The sequence below is a fragment of the Pseudomonas sp. B12(2026) genome (assembly GCF_057767015.1).
Window position 1 is genome coordinate 3403923 of the sequence record NZ_CM173430.1, and the last position, 16708, is coordinate 3420630.

Annotated in this window: 20 protein-coding genes; 8 read left to right on the forward strand and 12 right to left on the reverse strand. The window is 66.4% G+C overall.

Features of this window, described 5'->3' with window-relative positions; all coding sequences use genetic code 11:
- Positions 1-110: 110 nt before the first annotated feature.
- From AC3B6A_RS15840 to sdhC, 4 genes are read right to left on the reverse strand one after another with little or no spacing between them, the layout of a single operon-like run.
- The gene (locus tag AC3B6A_RS15840) at positions 111-818 is read right to left on the reverse strand and encodes a succinate dehydrogenase iron-sulfur subunit (RefSeq protein WP_488398158.1); all 708 of its coding nucleotides are present in this window, start codon (positions 816-818) and stop codon (positions 111-113) included.
- Between the two features lie 11 nt (positions 819-829).
- Positions 830-2602 (reverse strand): succinate dehydrogenase flavoprotein subunit, encoded by a 1773-nt coding sequence (sdhA, locus tag AC3B6A_RS15845; RefSeq protein ID WP_488398159.1) that lies wholly within the window; start codon positions 2600-2602, stop codon positions 830-832.
- A 3-nt stretch (positions 2603-2605) separates the two neighbouring features.
- Positions 2606-2974 carry a succinate dehydrogenase, hydrophobic membrane anchor protein gene (gene sdhD / locus AC3B6A_RS15850; protein ID WP_488398160.1) on the reverse strand — a complete coding sequence of 123 codons (369 nt, stop codon included), beginning with the start codon at positions 2972-2974 and terminating at the stop codon, positions 2606-2608.
- Positions 2968-3354: a succinate dehydrogenase, cytochrome b556 subunit gene (gene sdhC, locus AC3B6A_RS15855; protein ID WP_488398161.1), complete on the reverse strand. Its 387-nt coding sequence runs from the start codon at positions 3352-3354 to the stop codon at positions 2968-2970. Before sdhC ends, sdhD begins: the two co-directional genes overlap by 7 nt.
- Positions 3355-3706: 352 nt before the next feature.
- Here sdhC and gltA point away from each other — a divergent pair, with 352 nt between their 5' ends.
- Positions 3707-4993 (forward strand): citrate synthase, encoded by a 1287-nt coding sequence (gene gltA / locus AC3B6A_RS15860; protein ID WP_488398162.1) that lies wholly within the window; start codon positions 3707-3709, stop codon positions 4991-4993.
- A gap of 183 nt (positions 4994-5176) precedes the next feature.
- On the opposite strand, the gene AC3B6A_RS15865 is transcribed toward gltA, so the two are convergent.
- Positions 5177-5785 (reverse strand): START domain-containing protein, encoded by a 609-nt coding sequence (locus AC3B6A_RS15865; RefSeq protein ID WP_488398163.1) that lies wholly within the window; start codon positions 5783-5785, stop codon positions 5177-5179.
- Between the two features lie 113 nt (positions 5786-5898).
- Positions 5899-6153, reverse strand: coding sequence for a YkgJ family cysteine cluster protein (locus AC3B6A_RS15870; protein WP_488398164.1), 255 nt, complete (start codon positions 6151-6153; stop codon positions 5899-5901).
- A 182-nt stretch (positions 6154-6335) separates the two neighbouring features.
- Between AC3B6A_RS15870 and AC3B6A_RS15875 the strand changes: the two genes are divergently transcribed.
- Positions 6336-6677 carry a DMT family protein gene (locus tag AC3B6A_RS15875; RefSeq protein ID WP_488398165.1) on the forward strand — a complete coding sequence of 114 codons (342 nt, stop codon included), beginning with the start codon at positions 6336-6338 and terminating at the stop codon, positions 6675-6677.
- Positions 6678-6702: 25 nt separating this feature from the next.
- On the opposite strand, the gene AC3B6A_RS15880 is transcribed toward AC3B6A_RS15875, so the two are convergent.
- Entirely contained in the window at positions 6703-7581 is an 879-nt protein-coding gene (locus AC3B6A_RS15880; protein WP_488398166.1) for an NAD(P)-dependent oxidoreductase, read from the reverse strand.
- A gap of 103 nt (positions 7582-7684) precedes the next feature.
- Between AC3B6A_RS15880 and AC3B6A_RS15885 the strand changes: the two genes are divergently transcribed.
- Positions 7685-8236: a 3'-5' exonuclease gene (locus tag AC3B6A_RS15885; protein ID WP_488398167.1), complete on the forward strand. Its 552-nt coding sequence runs from the start codon at positions 7685-7687 to the stop codon at positions 8234-8236.
- Positions 8237-8346: 110 nt separating this feature from the next.
- A complete protein-coding gene (gene ppnP / locus AC3B6A_RS15890) occupies positions 8347-8628 on the forward strand; it encodes a pyrimidine/purine nucleoside phosphorylase (protein ID WP_488398168.1) in 282 nt (93 codons plus the stop codon).
- A gap of 191 nt (positions 8629-8819) precedes the next feature.
- Here the strand turns inward: ppnP and AC3B6A_RS15895 are convergent, their stop codons facing one another.
- On the reverse strand, positions 8820-9755 hold the full coding sequence (locus AC3B6A_RS15895) for a CobW family GTP-binding protein (RefSeq protein ID WP_488398169.1): 936 nt from the start codon (positions 9753-9755) through the stop codon (positions 8820-8822).
- Positions 9752-11515: an amidohydrolase gene (locus AC3B6A_RS15900; protein WP_488398170.1), complete on the reverse strand. Its 1764-nt coding sequence runs from the start codon at positions 11513-11515 to the stop codon at positions 9752-9754. Before AC3B6A_RS15900 ends, AC3B6A_RS15895 begins: the two co-directional genes overlap by 4 nt.
- Before the next feature lie 107 nt (positions 11516-11622).
- On the opposite strand from AC3B6A_RS15900, the gene AC3B6A_RS15905 reads away from it, so the two are divergent.
- Complete coding sequence (locus AC3B6A_RS15905) at positions 11623-12672, forward strand: AraC family transcriptional regulator ligand-binding domain-containing protein (RefSeq protein WP_488398171.1); 1050 nt, start codon at positions 11623-11625, stop codon at positions 12670-12672.
- 72 nt (positions 12673-12744) lie between these two features.
- Here the strand turns inward: AC3B6A_RS15905 and AC3B6A_RS15910 are convergent, their stop codons facing one another.
- A complete protein-coding gene (locus AC3B6A_RS15910) occupies positions 12745-13161 on the reverse strand; it encodes a VOC family protein (RefSeq protein WP_488398172.1) in 417 nt (138 codons plus the stop codon).
- 17 nt (positions 13162-13178) lie between these two features.
- The gene (locus tag AC3B6A_RS15915; RefSeq protein ID WP_488398173.1) at positions 13179-13604 is read right to left on the reverse strand and encodes a YciI family protein; all 426 of its coding nucleotides are present in this window, start codon (positions 13602-13604) and stop codon (positions 13179-13181) included.
- A gap of 223 nt (positions 13605-13827) precedes the next feature.
- Here AC3B6A_RS15915 and AC3B6A_RS15920 point away from each other — a divergent pair, with 223 nt between their 5' ends.
- Positions 13828-14295 carry a YbaK/EbsC family protein gene (locus AC3B6A_RS15920; RefSeq protein WP_488398174.1) on the forward strand — a complete coding sequence of 156 codons (468 nt, stop codon included), beginning with the start codon at positions 13828-13830 and terminating at the stop codon, positions 14293-14295.
- An 86-nt stretch (positions 14296-14381) separates the two neighbouring features.
- On the opposite strand, the gene AC3B6A_RS15925 is transcribed toward AC3B6A_RS15920, so the two are convergent.
- Complete coding sequence (locus AC3B6A_RS15925; protein WP_488398175.1) at positions 14382-15203, reverse strand: alpha/beta fold hydrolase; 822 nt, start codon at positions 15201-15203, stop codon at positions 14382-14384.
- A 237-nt stretch (positions 15204-15440) separates the two neighbouring features.
- Here AC3B6A_RS15925 and AC3B6A_RS15930 point away from each other — a divergent pair, with 237 nt between their 5' ends.
- Positions 15441-16103 carry a glutathione S-transferase family protein gene (locus AC3B6A_RS15930; protein ID WP_488398176.1) on the forward strand — a complete coding sequence of 221 codons (663 nt, stop codon included), beginning with the start codon at positions 15441-15443 and terminating at the stop codon, positions 16101-16103.
- A gap of 78 nt (positions 16104-16181) precedes the next feature.
- A complete protein-coding gene (locus AC3B6A_RS15935) occupies positions 16182-16694 on the forward strand; it encodes a thioredoxin family protein (protein WP_488398177.1) in 513 nt (170 codons plus the stop codon).
- Positions 16695-16708: the final 14 nt, after the last annotated feature.

Sequence of the window (16708 nt, forward strand, 5' to 3'; positions counted from 1 at the left end):
TTCAAATCAGACCACTGCTTTGTGGGCTGTGGTCCGTAGGGACTGCACCGCCGGATTGTTCCGGCGGCGCAGGTATTGCCCTTGCAATGACTCGTGGCCTGGGCCGCGAATCAGGTGCCGCTTTGCAGCAGCATGTTACGGATGTGACCGATCGCCTTGGTCGGGTTCAGACCCTTCGGGCAAACGTTCACGCAGTTCATGATCCCGCGGCAACGGAATACGCTGAACGGGTCGTCCAGGCTCGCCAGACGCGACTGGGTCTCGGTGTCACGGCTGTCGGCCAGGAAGCGGTAGGCCTGCAGCAGCGCAGCGGGGCCGAGGAACTTGTCGGGGTTCCACCAGAACGACGGGCAGGAGGTCGAGCAGCAGGCGCACAGGATGCACTCGTACAGACCGTCCAGCTTCTCGCGCTCTTCCGGGCTCTGCAGACGCTCGATCGCCGGTGCGGCGTACTTGTTCTGCAGGAACGGCTTCACGCTCTCGTACTGCTTGTAGAAGATGCGCATGTCGACGACCAGGTCACGGATCACCGGCAGGCCCGGCAGCGGACGCAGCACCAGCTTGCCGCCTTTCAGGCCGGCGGCCGACAGCGGAGTGATGCAGGCCAGGCCGTTCTTGCCGTTGATGTTCATGCCATCGGAACCGCAGACGCCTTCACGGCAGGAACGACGGTAGGAGAAGCCCTCGTCCTGTTCCTTGATCAGCGCCAGCACGTCCAGGACCATGATGTCCTTGCCGTCGGTATTGACCTGGAAGTCCTGCATGTAGGGTGCAGCATCCTTCTCAGGGTTGTAACGATAAACACTCACTTGCAACATGACGGGCACCCTTAGTAAGTACGAACCTTGGGTTCGAATGCCGGAACAGTCTTCGGCGCGAAGTTGACGGCACGCTTGGCAACGCGCTTCTCACCCGGGAAGTACAGGGTGTGGCACAGCCAGTTCTCGTCATCGCGCTCCTCGAAGTCTTCACGGGCATGGGCGCCGCGGGACTCTTTGCGATGCTCGGCCGCAATCGCGGTGGCTTCGGCCACTTCGAGGAGGTTCTGCAGTTCCAGCGCTTCGATACGCGCCGTGTTGAATGCCTGGCTCTTGTCGTTGATCTTGACGGTGGCGATACGCTCGCGCAGGTCAGCCAGCTGAGCGATACCCTTCTGCATGTATTCGCCGGTACGGAATACACCGAAGTAGTTCTGCATGCACGATTGCAGCTCGCGCTTGAGCGGAGCGACTTCTTCGCCGCTGGTGCGCTCGTTCACGCCGTTCAGGCGATTGAAAGCGGATTCCAGGTCGGACTCGGAAGCACCGCGGTGCTCGATGCCCTCTTTCAGGGCCTTTTCCAGGTGCAGACCGGTCGCACGACCGAACACCACCAGGTCGAGCAGCGAGTTGCCGCCCAGGCGGTTGGCGCCGTGCACCGATACGCAGGCGACTTCACCGACTGCGAACAGGCCTTCGACGATCTGCTCGTTGCCGTTCGCATCCATGGTCAGGGCCTGGCCGTGGATGTTGGTGGCAACGCCGCCCATCATGTAGTGGCAGGTCGGGATGACCGGGATCGGAGCGACGACCGGGTCGACGTGGGCGAAGGTCTTGGACAGTTCGCAGATGCCGGGCAGGCGGCTGTGCAGAACTTCCTCGCCGAGGTGGTCGAGCTTCAGCAGCACGTGGTCCTTGTTCGGGCCCACGCCGTTGCCGGCGATCACTTCCTTGACCATGGAACGGGCGACCACGTCGCGGCCGGCCAGGTCCTTGGCGTTCGGAGCGTAACGCTCCATGAAGCGCTCGCCATGGGCGTTGATCAGGTAACCACCCTCGCCACGGCAGCCTTCGGTGACCAGCACACCGGCGCCGGCGATGCCGGTCGGGTGGAACTGCCACATTTCGATGTCCTGCACCGGCACGCCGGCACGCAGGGCCATGCCCACGCCGTCGCCGGTGTTGATCAGGGCGTTGGTGGTGGAGGCGTAGATACGGCCGGCACCGCCAGTGGCCAGGACCACGGCCTTGGAGCGGATATAAACGGTGTTGCCGGTTTCGATGTCGATGGCGATGACGCCAACCACATGACCGTCCTGGTTCTTCACCAGATCGACCGCGTACCACTCATTAAGGAAGGAAGTACCGTTCTTCAGGTTGGCCTGATAGAGGGTGTGCAGCAGCGCGTGACCGGTACGGTCGGCCGCGGCACAGGTACGGGCAGCCTGACCGCCCTTGCCGAAGTCCTTGGACTGACCACCGAACGGACGCTGGTAGATGCGGCCCTGCTCGGTACGGGAGAACGGCAGACCCATGTGTTCCAGTTCGAACACGGCTTCCGGGCCAACGGAGCACATGTATTCGATGGCGTCCTGGTCACCGATGTAGTCGGAGCCCTTGACGGTGTCGTACATGTGCCAGCGCCAATCGTCGTTCGGGTCGGCCGAAGCGATGGCGCAGGTGATGCCGCCCTGGGCGGAAACGGTGTGCGAACGGGTCGGGAAGACCTTGGTCACCACGGCAGTCTTGTGACCGCCCTGGGCCAGTTGCAGCGCGGCACGCATGCCGGCGCCGCCGCCGCCAATGATGATGGCGTCGAAGGAAAGAGTACGAATGCTTGCCATGGATCAGTTACCCCAGAGAATCTGCACACCCCAGACGAAGAATGCGAACATGGCCATGCCGCATACCGCCTGGACGAGGAAACGCACGACGGTCGCGGCCTTGCCGAGAGCCATCGGAGTCAGGTAGTCGGTAGTGATGGTCCACATGCCGACCCACGCGTGCACGCTCAGGGCAACCAGCGTCATCAGACTGAAGATCTTCATCAGGCTGTGAGAGAACAGACCATGCCACTCCGCGTACGACACATTCGGATGCGCGATCAGGTAACCCAGCAGGAACAGAACATAAGCCGCGAGAACGACCGCGGAAACGCGTTGAGCCATCCAGTCATAGAGGCCGGAACGCGAGAAGTTAGTGACGTTAGTTACCATACCCAGACCCCCGCCAGAACGATCAGCACCACAGCGATGGCGATGACGATTTTCGAACCACGCTTACCGCCTTCCAGCGTTTCACCGATACCTGCGTCCATGACGAGGTGGCGGATGCCGGCTACCAGGTGGTACAGCAGCGCAGACAGCAGGCCCCAGATCACAAGCTTGGCCAATGGATTGGCCAGACACGCCTTCACCTGCTCGAAGCTTTCTTCCGATGCCAGGGACTTGTCGAGCGCGAACAGCAGCACGGCAATGCCCAGGAACAGGATGACGCCAGAGATGCGGTGGAGAATGGACGTGTAAGCAGTGACAGGGAGTTGGATGGTCCTTAGGTCTAGGTTTACAGGTCGTTTGCTATTCACGGCTTTTTTCACACTGAGAGCCCTTAAGGAGCAGGGCTAGTTGTCGGGAGGTGCACTTGTCAGGTACCCATCACCTTCGGGAGTGACAACCACCAATGAAGCGAGGCCGGACGGCCCTTGGCGGCTGGTCGCCGAGTATAGACAGTTAGGCCCCTAATGACAACGGAAAGACCTTCACCTAAGGACTAATTGCCGCACCCCTCCAAAACGCGTAAACAGGCAATTTTTTTCGTCAAAACAGCGGCTTGGAGGAGCCGATCAGGCTCGATTGAGCAAATTGACATTCGGATTTATCTCTCTATAGTGGTGCGGGCCCTGCGTGGGGGGTCGTACAGATGATTTCAAGCATAAATAGGAGGCCATCATGGCTGACAAAAAAGCGCAGTTGATCATCGAGGGCGCAGCCCCCGTCGAACTGCCTGTCCTCTCCGGCACGCTGGGTCCCGATGTCGTCGACGTGCGAGGCCTGACCTCCACGGGTCACTTCACTTTCGACCCCGGCTTCATGTCCACCGCCTCCTGCGAGTCGAAGATCACCTTCATCGATGGTGACAAAGGTGTACTGCTGCACCGTGGCTACCCGATCGAACAGCTCGCCGAGAAGTCCGACTACCTGGAAACCTGCTACCTGCTGCTGAACGGCGAACTTCCGACCGCCGAGCAGAAGGAAAAGTTCGTCGGCACCATCAAGAACCACACCATGGTTCATGAGCAGCTGAAGACCTTCTTCAACGGCTTCCGCCGCGACGCGCATCCGATGGCCGTGATGTGCGGCGTGATCGGTGCCCTCTCCGCCTTCTATCACGACTCCCTGGACATCAATAATCCGAAGCACCGGGAAGTCTCGGCGCATCGCCTGATCGCCAAGATGCCGACCATCGCCGCCATGGTGTACAAGTACTCCAAGGGCGAGCCGATGATGTATCCGCGCAACGACCTGAACTATGCAGAAAACTTCCTGCATATGATGTTCAACACCCCCTGCGAGACCAAGCCGATCAGCCCCGTGCTGGCCAAGGCCATGGATCGCATCTTCATCCTGCACGCCGACCACGAGCAGAACGCCTCCACCTCCACCGTGCGCCTGGCAGGCTCCTCGGGTGCCAACCCGTTCGCCTGCATCGCCTCCGGCATCGCCGCCCTGTGGGGCCCAGCCCACGGCGGTGCGAACGAAGCCGTACTGCGCATGCTGGACGAGATCGGTGACGTGTCGAACATCGAGAAGTTCGTCGCCAAGGCCAAGGACAAGAACGACCCGTTCAAGCTGATGGGCTTCGGTCACCGCGTCTACAAGAACTTCGACCCGCGCGCCAAGGTCATGAAGCAGACCTGCGACGAGGTTCTCCAGGAGCTGGGCATCAACGACCCGCAGCTGGAACTGGCCATGAAGCTGGAAGAGATCGCCCGCCACGACCCCTACTTCGTGGAGCGCAACCTCTACCCGAACGTGGACTTCTACTCCGGCATCATCCTGAAGGCCATCGGCATTCCGACCAGCATGTTCACCGTGATCTTCGCCCTGGCACGTACCGTCGGCTGGATCTCGCACTGGCAGGAAATGCTCTCCGGCCCATACAAGATCGGCCGTCCGCGCCAGCTGTACACCGGCAGCGCCCAGCGCGACTTCGTGTCCCTCAAGGACCGCGCATAAGCGTCACGGCGTGATGAAAAAGGCTGCTTCGGCAGCCTTTTTTATTGCCTGCGAAGGACGCCAAGTCCCGCGCAAGCCGGCAGCGTCAACGCCGGGGCGGTTCGCGAGCAAGCTCGCTCCTACGAAGAGCGAATAAAAAGGCCGCCCGAAGGCGGCCTCTTTTTTCATCGGGGGTAACGGCGCTTACTTCTTCTCGGCGACGCTGCGTAACCCCTTCAGGGTATTCATCGGCGCATCGACCACGAAGCTGTTGGCCAGCCAGGACGGAATGCTGCCGCCCGGCTCGGTCTGCACCTGGTAGGTCACCTCGGTCACGCCGGCGCCCTTGGGCACCAGTTTCCACTCGCCGACCAGCTTCGGCACGCGGATTTCGCCCTTCTCTTCCGGGATGTAGCCCGGCTCGGCCGTCAGGTGGCGGATCATGCCGCCATCGGCGGTCTTCTCGGTGGTCACGTGGATCACCACGTCGCGACCGGTCACCGGCCAGGGCATGTCGATCTTCGAGTAGGTCCAGGTGTCGGCGCCTTCGCTCTTCAGCACGCGCATCTCGGCGCAGGCGTGGATCCACTTGCAGGAGCCCTTGGCGTCTTCCTGCAGGGCATTGATGGTCGCCACGTCGGCCTTGATGTCGACGACGCCACGGTAGGCCTTGTACTTGGAGCCCGGCACACTGCTCAGATAGACCTTGACGCCATCCTCGTCCTTGGCCAGCTGCCAGTCTTCCGCCATCGCGGTCCCGGTCAGCCCCATCACGGCAGCGGCCAACAGGGTCATACGCAATACGCCACGCATCGTCTTACCTCTCTTTATTCTTGGTTTGCCGGGCACGGAAGGCCCGTCGTGATCCGCGGTCTTGAGCGGGACGGACGTCAGTATGGGCCCTGAAATCGTGACTTCCAAGTCACTCAGGCAGCGGTGATCCGCTCCCATTCGGTGAGGATCCGCAGCGCCTGTTCGTCGCTCTGGCCGCAGGCCTCGGGATCGGCCTCGAAGGCGGAGCAGACGGCCGGCCGCCGCGCATCGCCGAACAGCCGGCAGAGGTTGCGCTCGTCCAATTGCACACAGCGCACGCCCGCCGGCTTGCCATCGGGCATGCCGGGAATGGGCGAGGAAATCGACGGCGCGATGCAGCAGGCGCCACAGCCGATACGGCACTGCATTGAGGGATTCTCGGGTCGGAGGGAGGATTTCCCGCTCGCACGGGATGGCCGGAAGAAGCCGGCCGCCGAGGATATAGCCCGCCGCGCCTCCCGCCAAGCCGCCCGGATCGGCGGGGCCGGCCCTTTCTGTCTCAGCGCGCTTCCATTAGGCTTCGCACACTTCCCAGATGGAACCCGCCCCCATGCCGGTCTGGCTGCAAACCGCCTTTCTCCTGATGTGCTCCAACCTGTTCATGACCTTCGCCTGGTACGGCCATCTGAAGACGCTCCACAACAAGCCGTGGATAATCGCCGCGCTGATCAGCTGGGGGATCGCGCTGTTCGAGTACCTGCTGCAGGTACCGGCCAACCGCATCGGCTTCACGGCGATGCCGGTCGGGCAGCTGAAGATCATGCAGGAGGTGATCACCCTGGCGGTGTTCGTCCCCTTCAGCGTGTACTTCATGCAGCAGCCGCTGAAGCTCGACTACCTGTGGGCCGGCCTCTGCCTGCTCGGCGCGGTGTACTTCATCTTCCGCGCCTGAGCCCCGGCAGTGGCGCCCTCCCCGATCAGGACGACGAACCGTCCTTGAGGCGGGTGATCAGGCTGGAGGTATCCCAGCGCCCGCCACCGGCGGCCTGCACCTCGGCGTAGAACTGGTCCACCAGCGCCGTCACCGGCAGTTGCGCGCCGTTGCGCCGCGCTTCGTCGAGCACGATGCCCAGGTCCTTGCGCATCCAGTCGACCGCGAAGCCGAAGTCGAAGCGCTCTTCCAGCATGCTCTGGTGGCGGTTCTCCAGTTGCCAGGACTGTGCCGCGCCCTTGCTGATCACCTCCATCGCCGCCATCCCGTCCAGCCCGGCGCTGCGGGCGAAATGCAGGGCTTCCGAGAGCCCCTGGAGCAGGCCGCCGATGCAGATCTGGTTGACCATCTTGGTCAACTGGCCGGCGCCCGCCGGGCCCATCAGCCGCACCATCCGCGCGTAGCTGGCGATCACCGGTTCGGCACGACTGAAGATCAGCGGGTCGCCGCCGACCATCACCGTCAGCGCACCGCCCTCCGCTCCCGCCTGGCCGCCGGACACCGGCGCGTCGAGGAAACCCAGCTCGCGCTCCGCCGCCAGCAGCGCCAGCTCGCGGGCGACCTGCGCCGACGCCGTGGTGTGGTCGACCAGCACCGCGCCCGGCTGCATGCCCGCCAGCGCGCCGTGCTCACCCAGGGTCACGCTGCGCAGGTCGTCGTCGTTGCCCACGCAGCACATCACCAGCTCGGCCCCCTGCACCGCCTCGCGCGGGGTTGCCGCCGAGCGGCCGCCGAACTGCTCGACCCAGCGCGCCGCCCGCGCCGCCGTGCGGTTGTACACGCACACCTCGTGCCCCGCGCGCTGCAGGTGGCCCGCCATGGGGAAACCCATCACGCCCAGGCCGATGAAAGCGACTCTTGCCATGCCAGTTCCCTCGCCGTCGAAAGCCGCAGAGCCTAGCACAGCGGTTTGCCGGTCCCGAAAAGCCCTTCCATACTCCGGAGAACGTCATCCGCGAGCATCCACTATGCCCCACTGGCTGGTGATCGACCTGGAGGCCACCACCGAGGAAGGCGGCTGGCCGGTCGAGGAAATGGAAATCATCGAAATCGGCGCGACCCTCGTCGCCCAGGCCGACGGCCGCGAGTTGGATCACTTCCAGCGCTTCGTCCGGCCGCAGCGCCGGCCGCTGCTGACCAGCTTCTGCCGCGAGCTCACCCACATCAGCCAGGCCAACGTCGACGCGGCGGCGCCCCTGCGCGAGGTCTGGCCGCAGTTCGAGCGCTGGCTCGCGCAGCACAGCCCGCGCCTGGCCGGCTGGACCAGCTGGGGCGACTACGACCGCCGCCAGCTGGAAATCGAATGGAGCCGCCAGCACCTGGACAGCCAGCTCGCCCAGGTGCCGCACATCAACCTCAAGCAGCGCTTCGCCGAAGCCCGCCAGCTGAAACGCCCGGTCGGCCTGAACGCCGCGCTGCACCTGGCCGGGCTGCACTTCCAGGGACAACAGCACCGCGCCCTCGAAGACGCCCGCAACACCGCCCGCCTGCTGCCGCTCGCCCTGCCGGTCACCAGCTGAACCCCGGGTTTCGGCGCTGACCGCCCTGTCCCCGCTCCGCCTCTAGTGACGACGCCAGCGCCCTTGGGCATACTGGCCGGCCCTTTTCACCCCTCTAGCAGGAGAAGCCCATGTTCAAGGTCAACGAGTACTTCGACGGCACCGTCAAATCCATCGCCTTCGACATGACCGCAGGCCCAGCCACCATCGGCGTGATGGCGCCCGGCGAATACGAATTCGGCACCGGCCAGCTGGAGGTGATGCACGTCGTCGCCGGCGCGCTGACCGTCAAGCTGCCGGGCAGCGACGCCTGGGAAACCTTCGCCGCCGGCAGCCAGTTCACCGTGCCGGCCAACAGCAAGTTCCAGCTGAAGGTCGCCCAGGACACCGCCTACCTCTGCGAATACCGCTGAGTTCCGGCGCATCATGAAAAAACCGGCCCTGGTGGCCGGTTTTTTATTGCCCGCTCGGTGGGCGACGGCTCTTGCAGGAGCGGACTCCGTCCGCGATAAATCCCGCGCGGAACCGATCGCGGACGAAGTCCGCTCCTACGAAAAGCCCGGCTCCGGAGCAGCCGGGGAAATGTTCGCGAGCAAGCTCGCTCCTACGAAGAGCCAAGGCAGGCTTGCAGGCCGGTCTCCAGCTCCGCCCGCAACCCGGCATCCTTCTCCGCGATGAACACCAGCCGCGCCCCCTGCGCCGCTTCCGCCGCCGTCGCCGGGCGGAGCTGGTAGCGCCCGCCCACGTATTGCAGCCACCGCGCCTCGTCCTGCCCACCCAGGCGGATCAGCCCCTTGAGCCGCAGCAGCCCCTGCGGCAAGGCTTCCAGCCAGCGCTTCAGGCGCGCCCCGTCGAAGGTCGCCTCGCCCTGCCAGCTCCAGCTCCAGCTCCAGCTCTCGAACAGGTCGCCATGGTCGATGCCCGCCTGCCCATGCGGCCGCAGCCTGCGCGACGGCTCGCCCAGCAGCAGCTCATCGGGAACCTGCGCCTGGACGGTTTCCAGCAGCCGCGCGCCACGGCCGAAGCGCTCGCGCTGCGCCGCCAGCGTTGCGGCGTCCAGCAGGTCGCACTTGTTCAGCAGCAGCAGGTCGGCGGCTGCCGCCTGCATGCGTTCCAGGCGGGCGTACTCGCCTTGCAGCGGTTCGCGGCGGGCGGCGTCGACCACCGTGAGCACCGCGTCCAGGTGCAGGCGCCGGCGCAGCTTCGGGTAACCCAGGGTCTGCACGATGCGCTGCGGGTCGGACACGCCGCTGCATTCGATCACCACCTGCTCCAGCGGCGGGTTCATGTTCGCCAGGCGCTCCAGCTGCGCCAGCAGGTCGTCCTGCACGCTGCAGCAAATGCAGCCGTTCTCCAGGCTGTACACCGCCTCGCTCTGCTCGGCGAGCATCCCGGCGTCGATGTTCAGCTCGCCGAAGTCGTTGACGATCACCGCCAGCCGCCGGCCCTCGCAGCGCTCCAGCAGGTTGCGCAGCAGCGTAGTCTTGCCGGCGCCGAGAAAGCCCGCCACCACCGTCACCGGGATGCTCGCCGCGCTCATGCGTTGACGCCCCCGATGCGCGGCGGCTCGCCCTGCCACACCGCCGCCAGCGGCGTATCGGCGAACTGACCGAGGCGGTCGTATACCGGCCGGCCCTCGACGAAGGTCAGCTGCACCTCGGTGCGGTGGAGGTAGTTGCGCGCCGGCTGCGCGAACAGGTCGCGGTCGAGGACGATGAAGTCCGCCGACTTGCCCGCCTCCAGGCTACCGGTCAGCCGCTCCAGGCCCATCGCGCAGGCGCCGTTGAGGGTCGCCACGCGCAGCGCCTGCTCCAGGCTGATCGGCTCGCCGAAGCAGGCCGGGTCGTCGTTCCACGGGTTTTGCCGGGTGACCAGGGTTTCCAGCGCCAGCCAGGGGTCGATGGACGCCACCGGCCAGTCGGTGCCGAACACCGCGATGCCGCCGGCGGCCAGCACGCCCTTGAAGTCGTAGATGCGCTTCAGGCGCTCGGCGCCGTAGCCGGAGCGCGCGCCGCTGGCGAAGGGCGTCGGGTACCAGGCCGCCGGGGAGAACTCGGCGATCACCTCCAGCTCGCGGAAGCGCCGGAGGTTGCCCGGATGCAGGAGGGTGCTGTGCGCGCACTGGTGGCGCACGCCGCTGAAGCCATTGCGCCGGCGCGCCTCGGCCACCGCGTCGAGGAACACGTCGGACGCCGCATCGCCCGTGCAGTGGGCGATGACGCGGATGCCCCGGCGGTCCATGTCCACCACCATGTCGGTGATGTGCTCGGGCGTCAGGTTGAGCTTGCCGCGCCAGGCGTCCTCGCCCGGCCCGTCTTCACCTGGCCAGGGTGTAATAAGGAAGGACGAGCGCGGCTCGACGGTGCCGTCGAAGTGGAACTTCACCGCGTTCGCCGACAGCCGCGCGCTGCGGTAATAGTGGCGCTCGCCGCTGAGCAGCTCCCAGCGCCGGCGCACCGGGAAGATATCGTCCTGCCAGCTGATCGCCGCTTCCACCCGCAGCGTCAGCTCGCCGGCGTCGTCCAGGTGCTTGAGCGCCGCCAGGCGGTTCTCGCAGACGTGCACGTACTTGGCCGCGGTCACCCCGCGCGAGCTCTGGAAGCGCACGCCATCGCGGTAGGCGCGTTGCAGCACCTTCGCCGGGGTCGGCGGCATGGCGGCGTGGATCAGCGCGTAGGCGCCGTCGATCAGCAGGCCGTTGGGCTCGCCGGTCAGCTCGTCGCGCTCCAGGTAGCCGTTGCGCGGATCGGGCGTGCCGGAGTCGATACCGGCCAGTTCCAGCGCGCGGGAGTTGACCATCATGGTGCCCCACATGCGGTCGAGCAGCGCCACCGGGCGGTCCGGCAGGACGCTGTCGAGCCACTCGCGCCCCGGCTTCAGCCCGGCCTCGCGGAAGGTGTAGCGGACCCAGTACTGGCCGTAGACCCAGCCGTCGCCGGGGTGGCTGGCGGCATAGTCGCGGATCGCGTTCGCCAGCTGCTCCGGGGTCGGGTCCTCGATGCCGACGTCGAGGTCGTCGGCGTAGCGCGGCGCCAGGGCGAGGTCCGGGTGGGTGTGCATGTCGTGCAGGCCGGGCATGCAGAAGGCGCCTTCGAGGTCGCGCACCAGGGTGTCCGGGCCGACCAGGTGCGCCATCTCCGCGCGGCGCCCCACCGCCAGCAGCCGCCCGTCGCGGATGGCCACTGCCTCGGCCCAGGGCTGGGCGGGGTCGAGGGTGTAGAAGCGGCCGTTGTGCAGCAGCAGTTCGGCAAAACGCCCGGTGGGCGAATTGGAGGAGCGGAAGCGGTCCGGAGCGGTCATGGGAAGGCCTTGTTGTTCTTGTCCGTGGCCGCAGTATAGGGCGCGGATTTTGCCCATCGGCTAGCATAAGATGACAACTCGCTAGCAGCAGACGACAGTTCTCCCGCATGGCCACCGCCGCCTCGTTCGACATCGATTACGCCGCCCGCCAGCTGTTCCGCCACTTCCTCGACGAATGGCGGGCGCGCCCCGCCCTGCCGGCGCTGGCGCCGCTGCTCGGCGGCCTGGGGTTGCCGGGCAGCGGCGAAGCGGCCGCCGCCGAAATGAATTTCGCCCGCTACTACCGCCTGCTGCAACAGGCCGCCGGGCTGCTCGGCCCGGGCGACTTCTTCCTGCGCCTGGGCCAGCGCTACAACCTCTACGACCTGGGCGTGATCGGCTACGCGCTGATCAGCGCGGCCAACCTGCGGCGCTCCTGGGACATCTCCCTCGGCCAGCCGTCGAGCCTGATGCCGCACCCGATCCACACCCGCCGTGAGGAAGTCGGCGAGCACATCCGTCTGACCCTGCAACTGCCGCCGTTCAGCGAGGTGGAGCGCAACGCGCTGTGCGAGGAGTGGCTGAGCAGCACCTGGCGCTGGCTGTGCCAGCGGCTGCCGGAACTGGAAGACTGCGCCGGCATGCGGATTCACCTGCCCTACCCGCCGCCGACCCATGCGCAGGTCTACCGGGAACTGTTCCCCGGGCCGTGCCGGTTCAACGCCGAGCAGGCGGAACTGTGGATTCCCCGGGAATTCCACGACCGCCCCTTCTCCACCGCCAATCCGACCGTGACGCGCCTGTGCCAGGCCCAGGGCGCGGCGACCCTGGCCAGCTTCGAACGCGGCCAGGCGCTGCCCGACGACGTGCGCTTCTACCTGCTGCAGAACGCCCGCATCCCGCTGCCCGACCTGGAGCAGACCGCCGCCTGGCTGCGCATGCCGCCGCACACCCTGCAGCGGCGGCTGCGGGCGGACGGGCTGACCTTCAAGGGCATCGTGCTGGAGGTGCGCATGGCGCTGGCCCAGCGTTACCTGCTGGCCAGCCGCATGGCATTGCAGGAGATCGCCTTCCTGCTCGGCTACGAGCACGTCACCAGTTTCCACCGGGCGTTCCAGCGGTTCACCGGGACGACGCCGGAGCGCTTTCGCGCAACGGGCGGAAGGTCGGACGGGTGAAGCATCGCGGACGCAGCCCGCTCCTGCGGGAGCCACTGCCCGGCGCAGGAGCGGACTCCGTCCGCGATCAACTCATGCTTCCTTCTCGCAATTGATCATCCACGGCACCCCGAAGCGATCCTCCAGCGCGCCGAACAGCTCGGCCCAGAAGGTCTGCTCCAGCGGCATGGTGACCTTGCCGCCCTTGCTCAGCGCCTCGAAGATGCGCCGGGCTTCTGCCTTGGTGTCGACGTTGAGGGTGATCGACACGCCCTTCACCCCCTCGTACTGGCCACACTGCGGCGAGGTGTCCGAACCCATCAGCACGTGGCCGTCCACCTCCAGGCGCACGTGGATGACACGGTTCTTCATCTCGGCCGGCATGTCCTCGCAGCCCGGTGCATCGGCGAAGCGCATCAGGCGCGGCAGCTCGCCGTGCAGCACCTCGGCGTAATGACGGAAGGCTTCTTCGCAGTTGCCGTCGAAGGTCAGATAGGCATTCATCAACATGGCGGCTTCCTCCTGTTTCAGGGTTTGCGGGTGATCTGCTCGCGGATGCGCTCTTCCTGCTCGCGCAGCTCCGGGGTGAATTCGGCGCCGAAGTCCTCGGCCTCGAAGATCTGCCGGATTTCGATCTCCGACTGCCCCTCGAACGGATTGGGCGAACGCTTGACCCAGTCGATGCACTCCTGCAGCGAGGCGGTCTGCAGGATCCAGAAGCCGGCGATCAGCTCCCTGGTTTCGGCGAAGGGGCCGTCGATGACCGTCCGCGAGGCGCCGTCGAAGCGAATCCGCGCGCCCTTGGAGCTGGGCTGCAGCCCTTCACCGGCGAGCATCACGCCGGCTTTGGCGAGTTCCTCGTTGAACGCCCCCATCGCCGCGAGCAGCTCCTCCTTGGGCATCACGCCAGCTTCGGATTCGGCGGTGGCCTTGACTATCACCATGAAACGCATGGTCCTTCTCCTCTTGTAATGGTCATCGTGGCGGCCGGGCATTCCCGGTTCCTGGCGAGTAGTCGATGGGCACGGGGCGAAATCGACAACGACCCGGAAATTTTTTCGCCGCGCAGGCGGGACGTCTGAGCATAGGCCACGGCGCACGGCCCGGCCCGGTGACTGGACAGGCTCTCCCGCGCTCCCTAGATTGGAGCGCTTTCCCTGTACAGGAAGCCTGCCCATGAGCCTGGAATCGGTTCGCGCCTTCTTCGCCGAAAAGGCCCCCGACATCGCCATCATCGAGCTGGAGACCAGCACCGCCACCGTCGCCCTGGCCGCCGAGGCCCACGGCGTGGAGCCGGGACGGATCGCCAAGACCCTGTCCCTGCGCGTCGGCGAGCGCACGGTGCTGGTGGTCGCCCGCGGCGATGCGCGGCTGGACAACCGCAAGCTCAAGGAAGCCTTCGGCGGCAAGGCCAGGATGCTCGGCGCCGAAGACGTGGTGGAGCTGACCGGCCATCCGGTCGGCGGGGTCTGCCCCTTCGGCCTGGCGACACCGTTGCCGGTCTACTGTGACGTGTCGCTGCAGGCCTTCGACGAAGTGCTGCCGGCGGCCGGCGCGGTGCACAGTGCCGTGAGGATCGGGCCGCAGCGCCTGGCCCAACTGGTCGAGGCCAACTGGATCGACGTCTGCCAGGAACCGGCCTGACGTCCGCTACTTCGTCCTGCTCGGCCCGGCGGAGCACATGCGCCGGGGTTCGCGAGCGTGCTCGCGAACCGTCCGGACAACAGCCGTCAGCGATTGAGGAAAGCCAGCAGGTCCGCGTTGATCAGATCCGGCTGGGTGGTGCAGATGCCGTGCGATCCGCCCGGATAGACCTTCAGCTCGCCGTTGCGGACGAACTCCACCGAACGCCGGCCGGCGGCGCCGATGGGCACGATCTGGTCGTCGTCGCCGTGAAGGATCAGGGTCGGCACGTCGATCTTCTTCAGGTCCTCGGTGTAGTCCACCTCGGAGAATTCGCGAATGCACAGGTACTGGCCGTGAATCCCGCCGCTCATGCCCTGCAGCCAGAAGTTGTCGATCACCCCCTGGGACGGCCTGGCGCCCGGCCGGTTGTAGCCGTAGAACGGCAGCGCCAGGTCCTTGTAGAACTGCGAACGGTCGTCCGTCACGCCCTTGCGGATGCCGTCGAACACCTCCTTCGGCAGCCCGTCGGGGTTGGCTTCGGTCTTGAGCATCAGCGGCGGCACCGCGCCGATCAGCACCGCGGCAGCCAGGCGCCGCGTACCGTGGCGGCCGATGTAGCGCGTCACCTCGCCACCGCCGGTGGAGTGGCCGACCAGCGTCGCCTCCTTGAGGTCCAGCGCGTCGATCAGCGCCGCCAGGTCGTCGGCATAGGTATCCATGTCGTTGCCCGCGGACGGCTGGCCCGAGCGCCCATGCCCGCGCCTGTCGTGGGCGATGACGCGGTAGCCGCGCTGCAGCAGGAACAACATCTGCGCGTCCCAGGCATCGCCGTTCAACGGCCAGCCATGGGAGAACACCACCGGTTGGCCGCTGCCCCAATCCTTGTAGAAGATCTCGGTGCCATCTTTCGCTTTCACGATGCTCATTTGGGTCGTTTCCTTCATGGGTGGGTTGAAAAGAAACGCCGCGAATCCAGCGACAGCGAACCGCTCACGGCGGCGCTGAGCATAGATGGGCCGGGAAAACCGGACCTGCCGCGCCCAGCGAAATCCGACGAGCGCGGGCGCCGTCCGGCAATCGGTGGACGCCTTGCCGCGCACCCCGCAGGCAACTAGGGTGAAACCACCCGCAACCCACGCCGCGAAACCGCGGGTGGTCCCGCCATGTCCCTCGCGCTCTATGGTCACCCGTTTTCTTCCTATACCCAGAAGGTCCTGATCGCGCTCTACGAGAACGGCACGCCCTTCGAGTTCCGCTGCATCAGCCCGGACACCCCCGAGCACTCGGCGCAATGGCTGCGCCTGTGGCCGCTGGCCCAGTTCCCAGTGCTGGTCGACGGCGAACGCAGCATCGCCGAGTCGAGCATCATCATCGAATACCTGCAGCTCACCCAAGGCGGCCCGCAGCGCTGGCTGCCCGACGAGCCGATGGCGGCCCTGCAGGTGCGCTTCCTCGACCGCTTCTTCGACCTGCATGTGATGAGCCCGGTGCAGCACGCGGTGTCCGCGGCGATGACCGGCGATGCGGGCAAGCGCCAGGATGGCCTGGCCGTCGCCACGCGGAAGCTGGAAAGCGCCTACGGCTGGCTGGAAGCCCACCTGGCCGCCAGCGAGCCCTGGGCGAACGGCGACGACTTCACCCTCGCCGACTGCGCGGCGGCGCCGGCGCTGTTCTACGCCGACTGGACCCACCGCATCGACGACGCCTACCCGGTGCTGCGGGCGTACCGCGCGCGCCTGCTGGCGCGCCCCTCGTTCGCCCGCGCCGTCGACGAGGCGCGCCCCTTCCGCCCGCTGTTCCCGCTCGGCGCGCCGGACCGGGACTGACGGCCAGCCGCCACGCGGTTGCCCTCGCCCGGCAATTCTGCTGGGATGCCGGTATCCCCCGCCGCAAGAGAAACGCCCATGGCCTCCTACGAAGAACTCTTCGCCATCGGTGACAGCTTCGACACCTTCGTCGCCCACGGCCTGCCGGACGAGATCGCCGCCGTGCGCAGGGTCCAGCACCGGCTGGCCAGGCCGGAGACCGTCGGCGCCGCCACCCACCAACGCATCCAGGCCGTCGAGCGGCGCTACCACCTGCTGGTGGCCGGCGAGATGTGGTGCCCGGACTGCCAGATCAACGTCACCGTGCTGGACTTCCTCCGGCAAGCCCAGCCGAACATCGACCTGGCGCTGATCACCCGCGGCCGCGCCGAGGACGACCTGCGCGAACGCCTGGCGCTGGAGCGCATCGCGATCCCGGTGGTGGCCGTGCTGGACGAGCGCTTCGAGCTGGTCGGCCGTTTCGTCGAGCGCCCGCGGGTGGTGGTCGCCGGCGGCGATGCGCTGAAGCCGGACTACCGCGCCGGGCAGTACCTGGAAGACACCCTGACCGACCTGCTGGAGATCATCGAGGCCGCGGAAGGCCGCGCCTGATCCGGCGCCTCCCA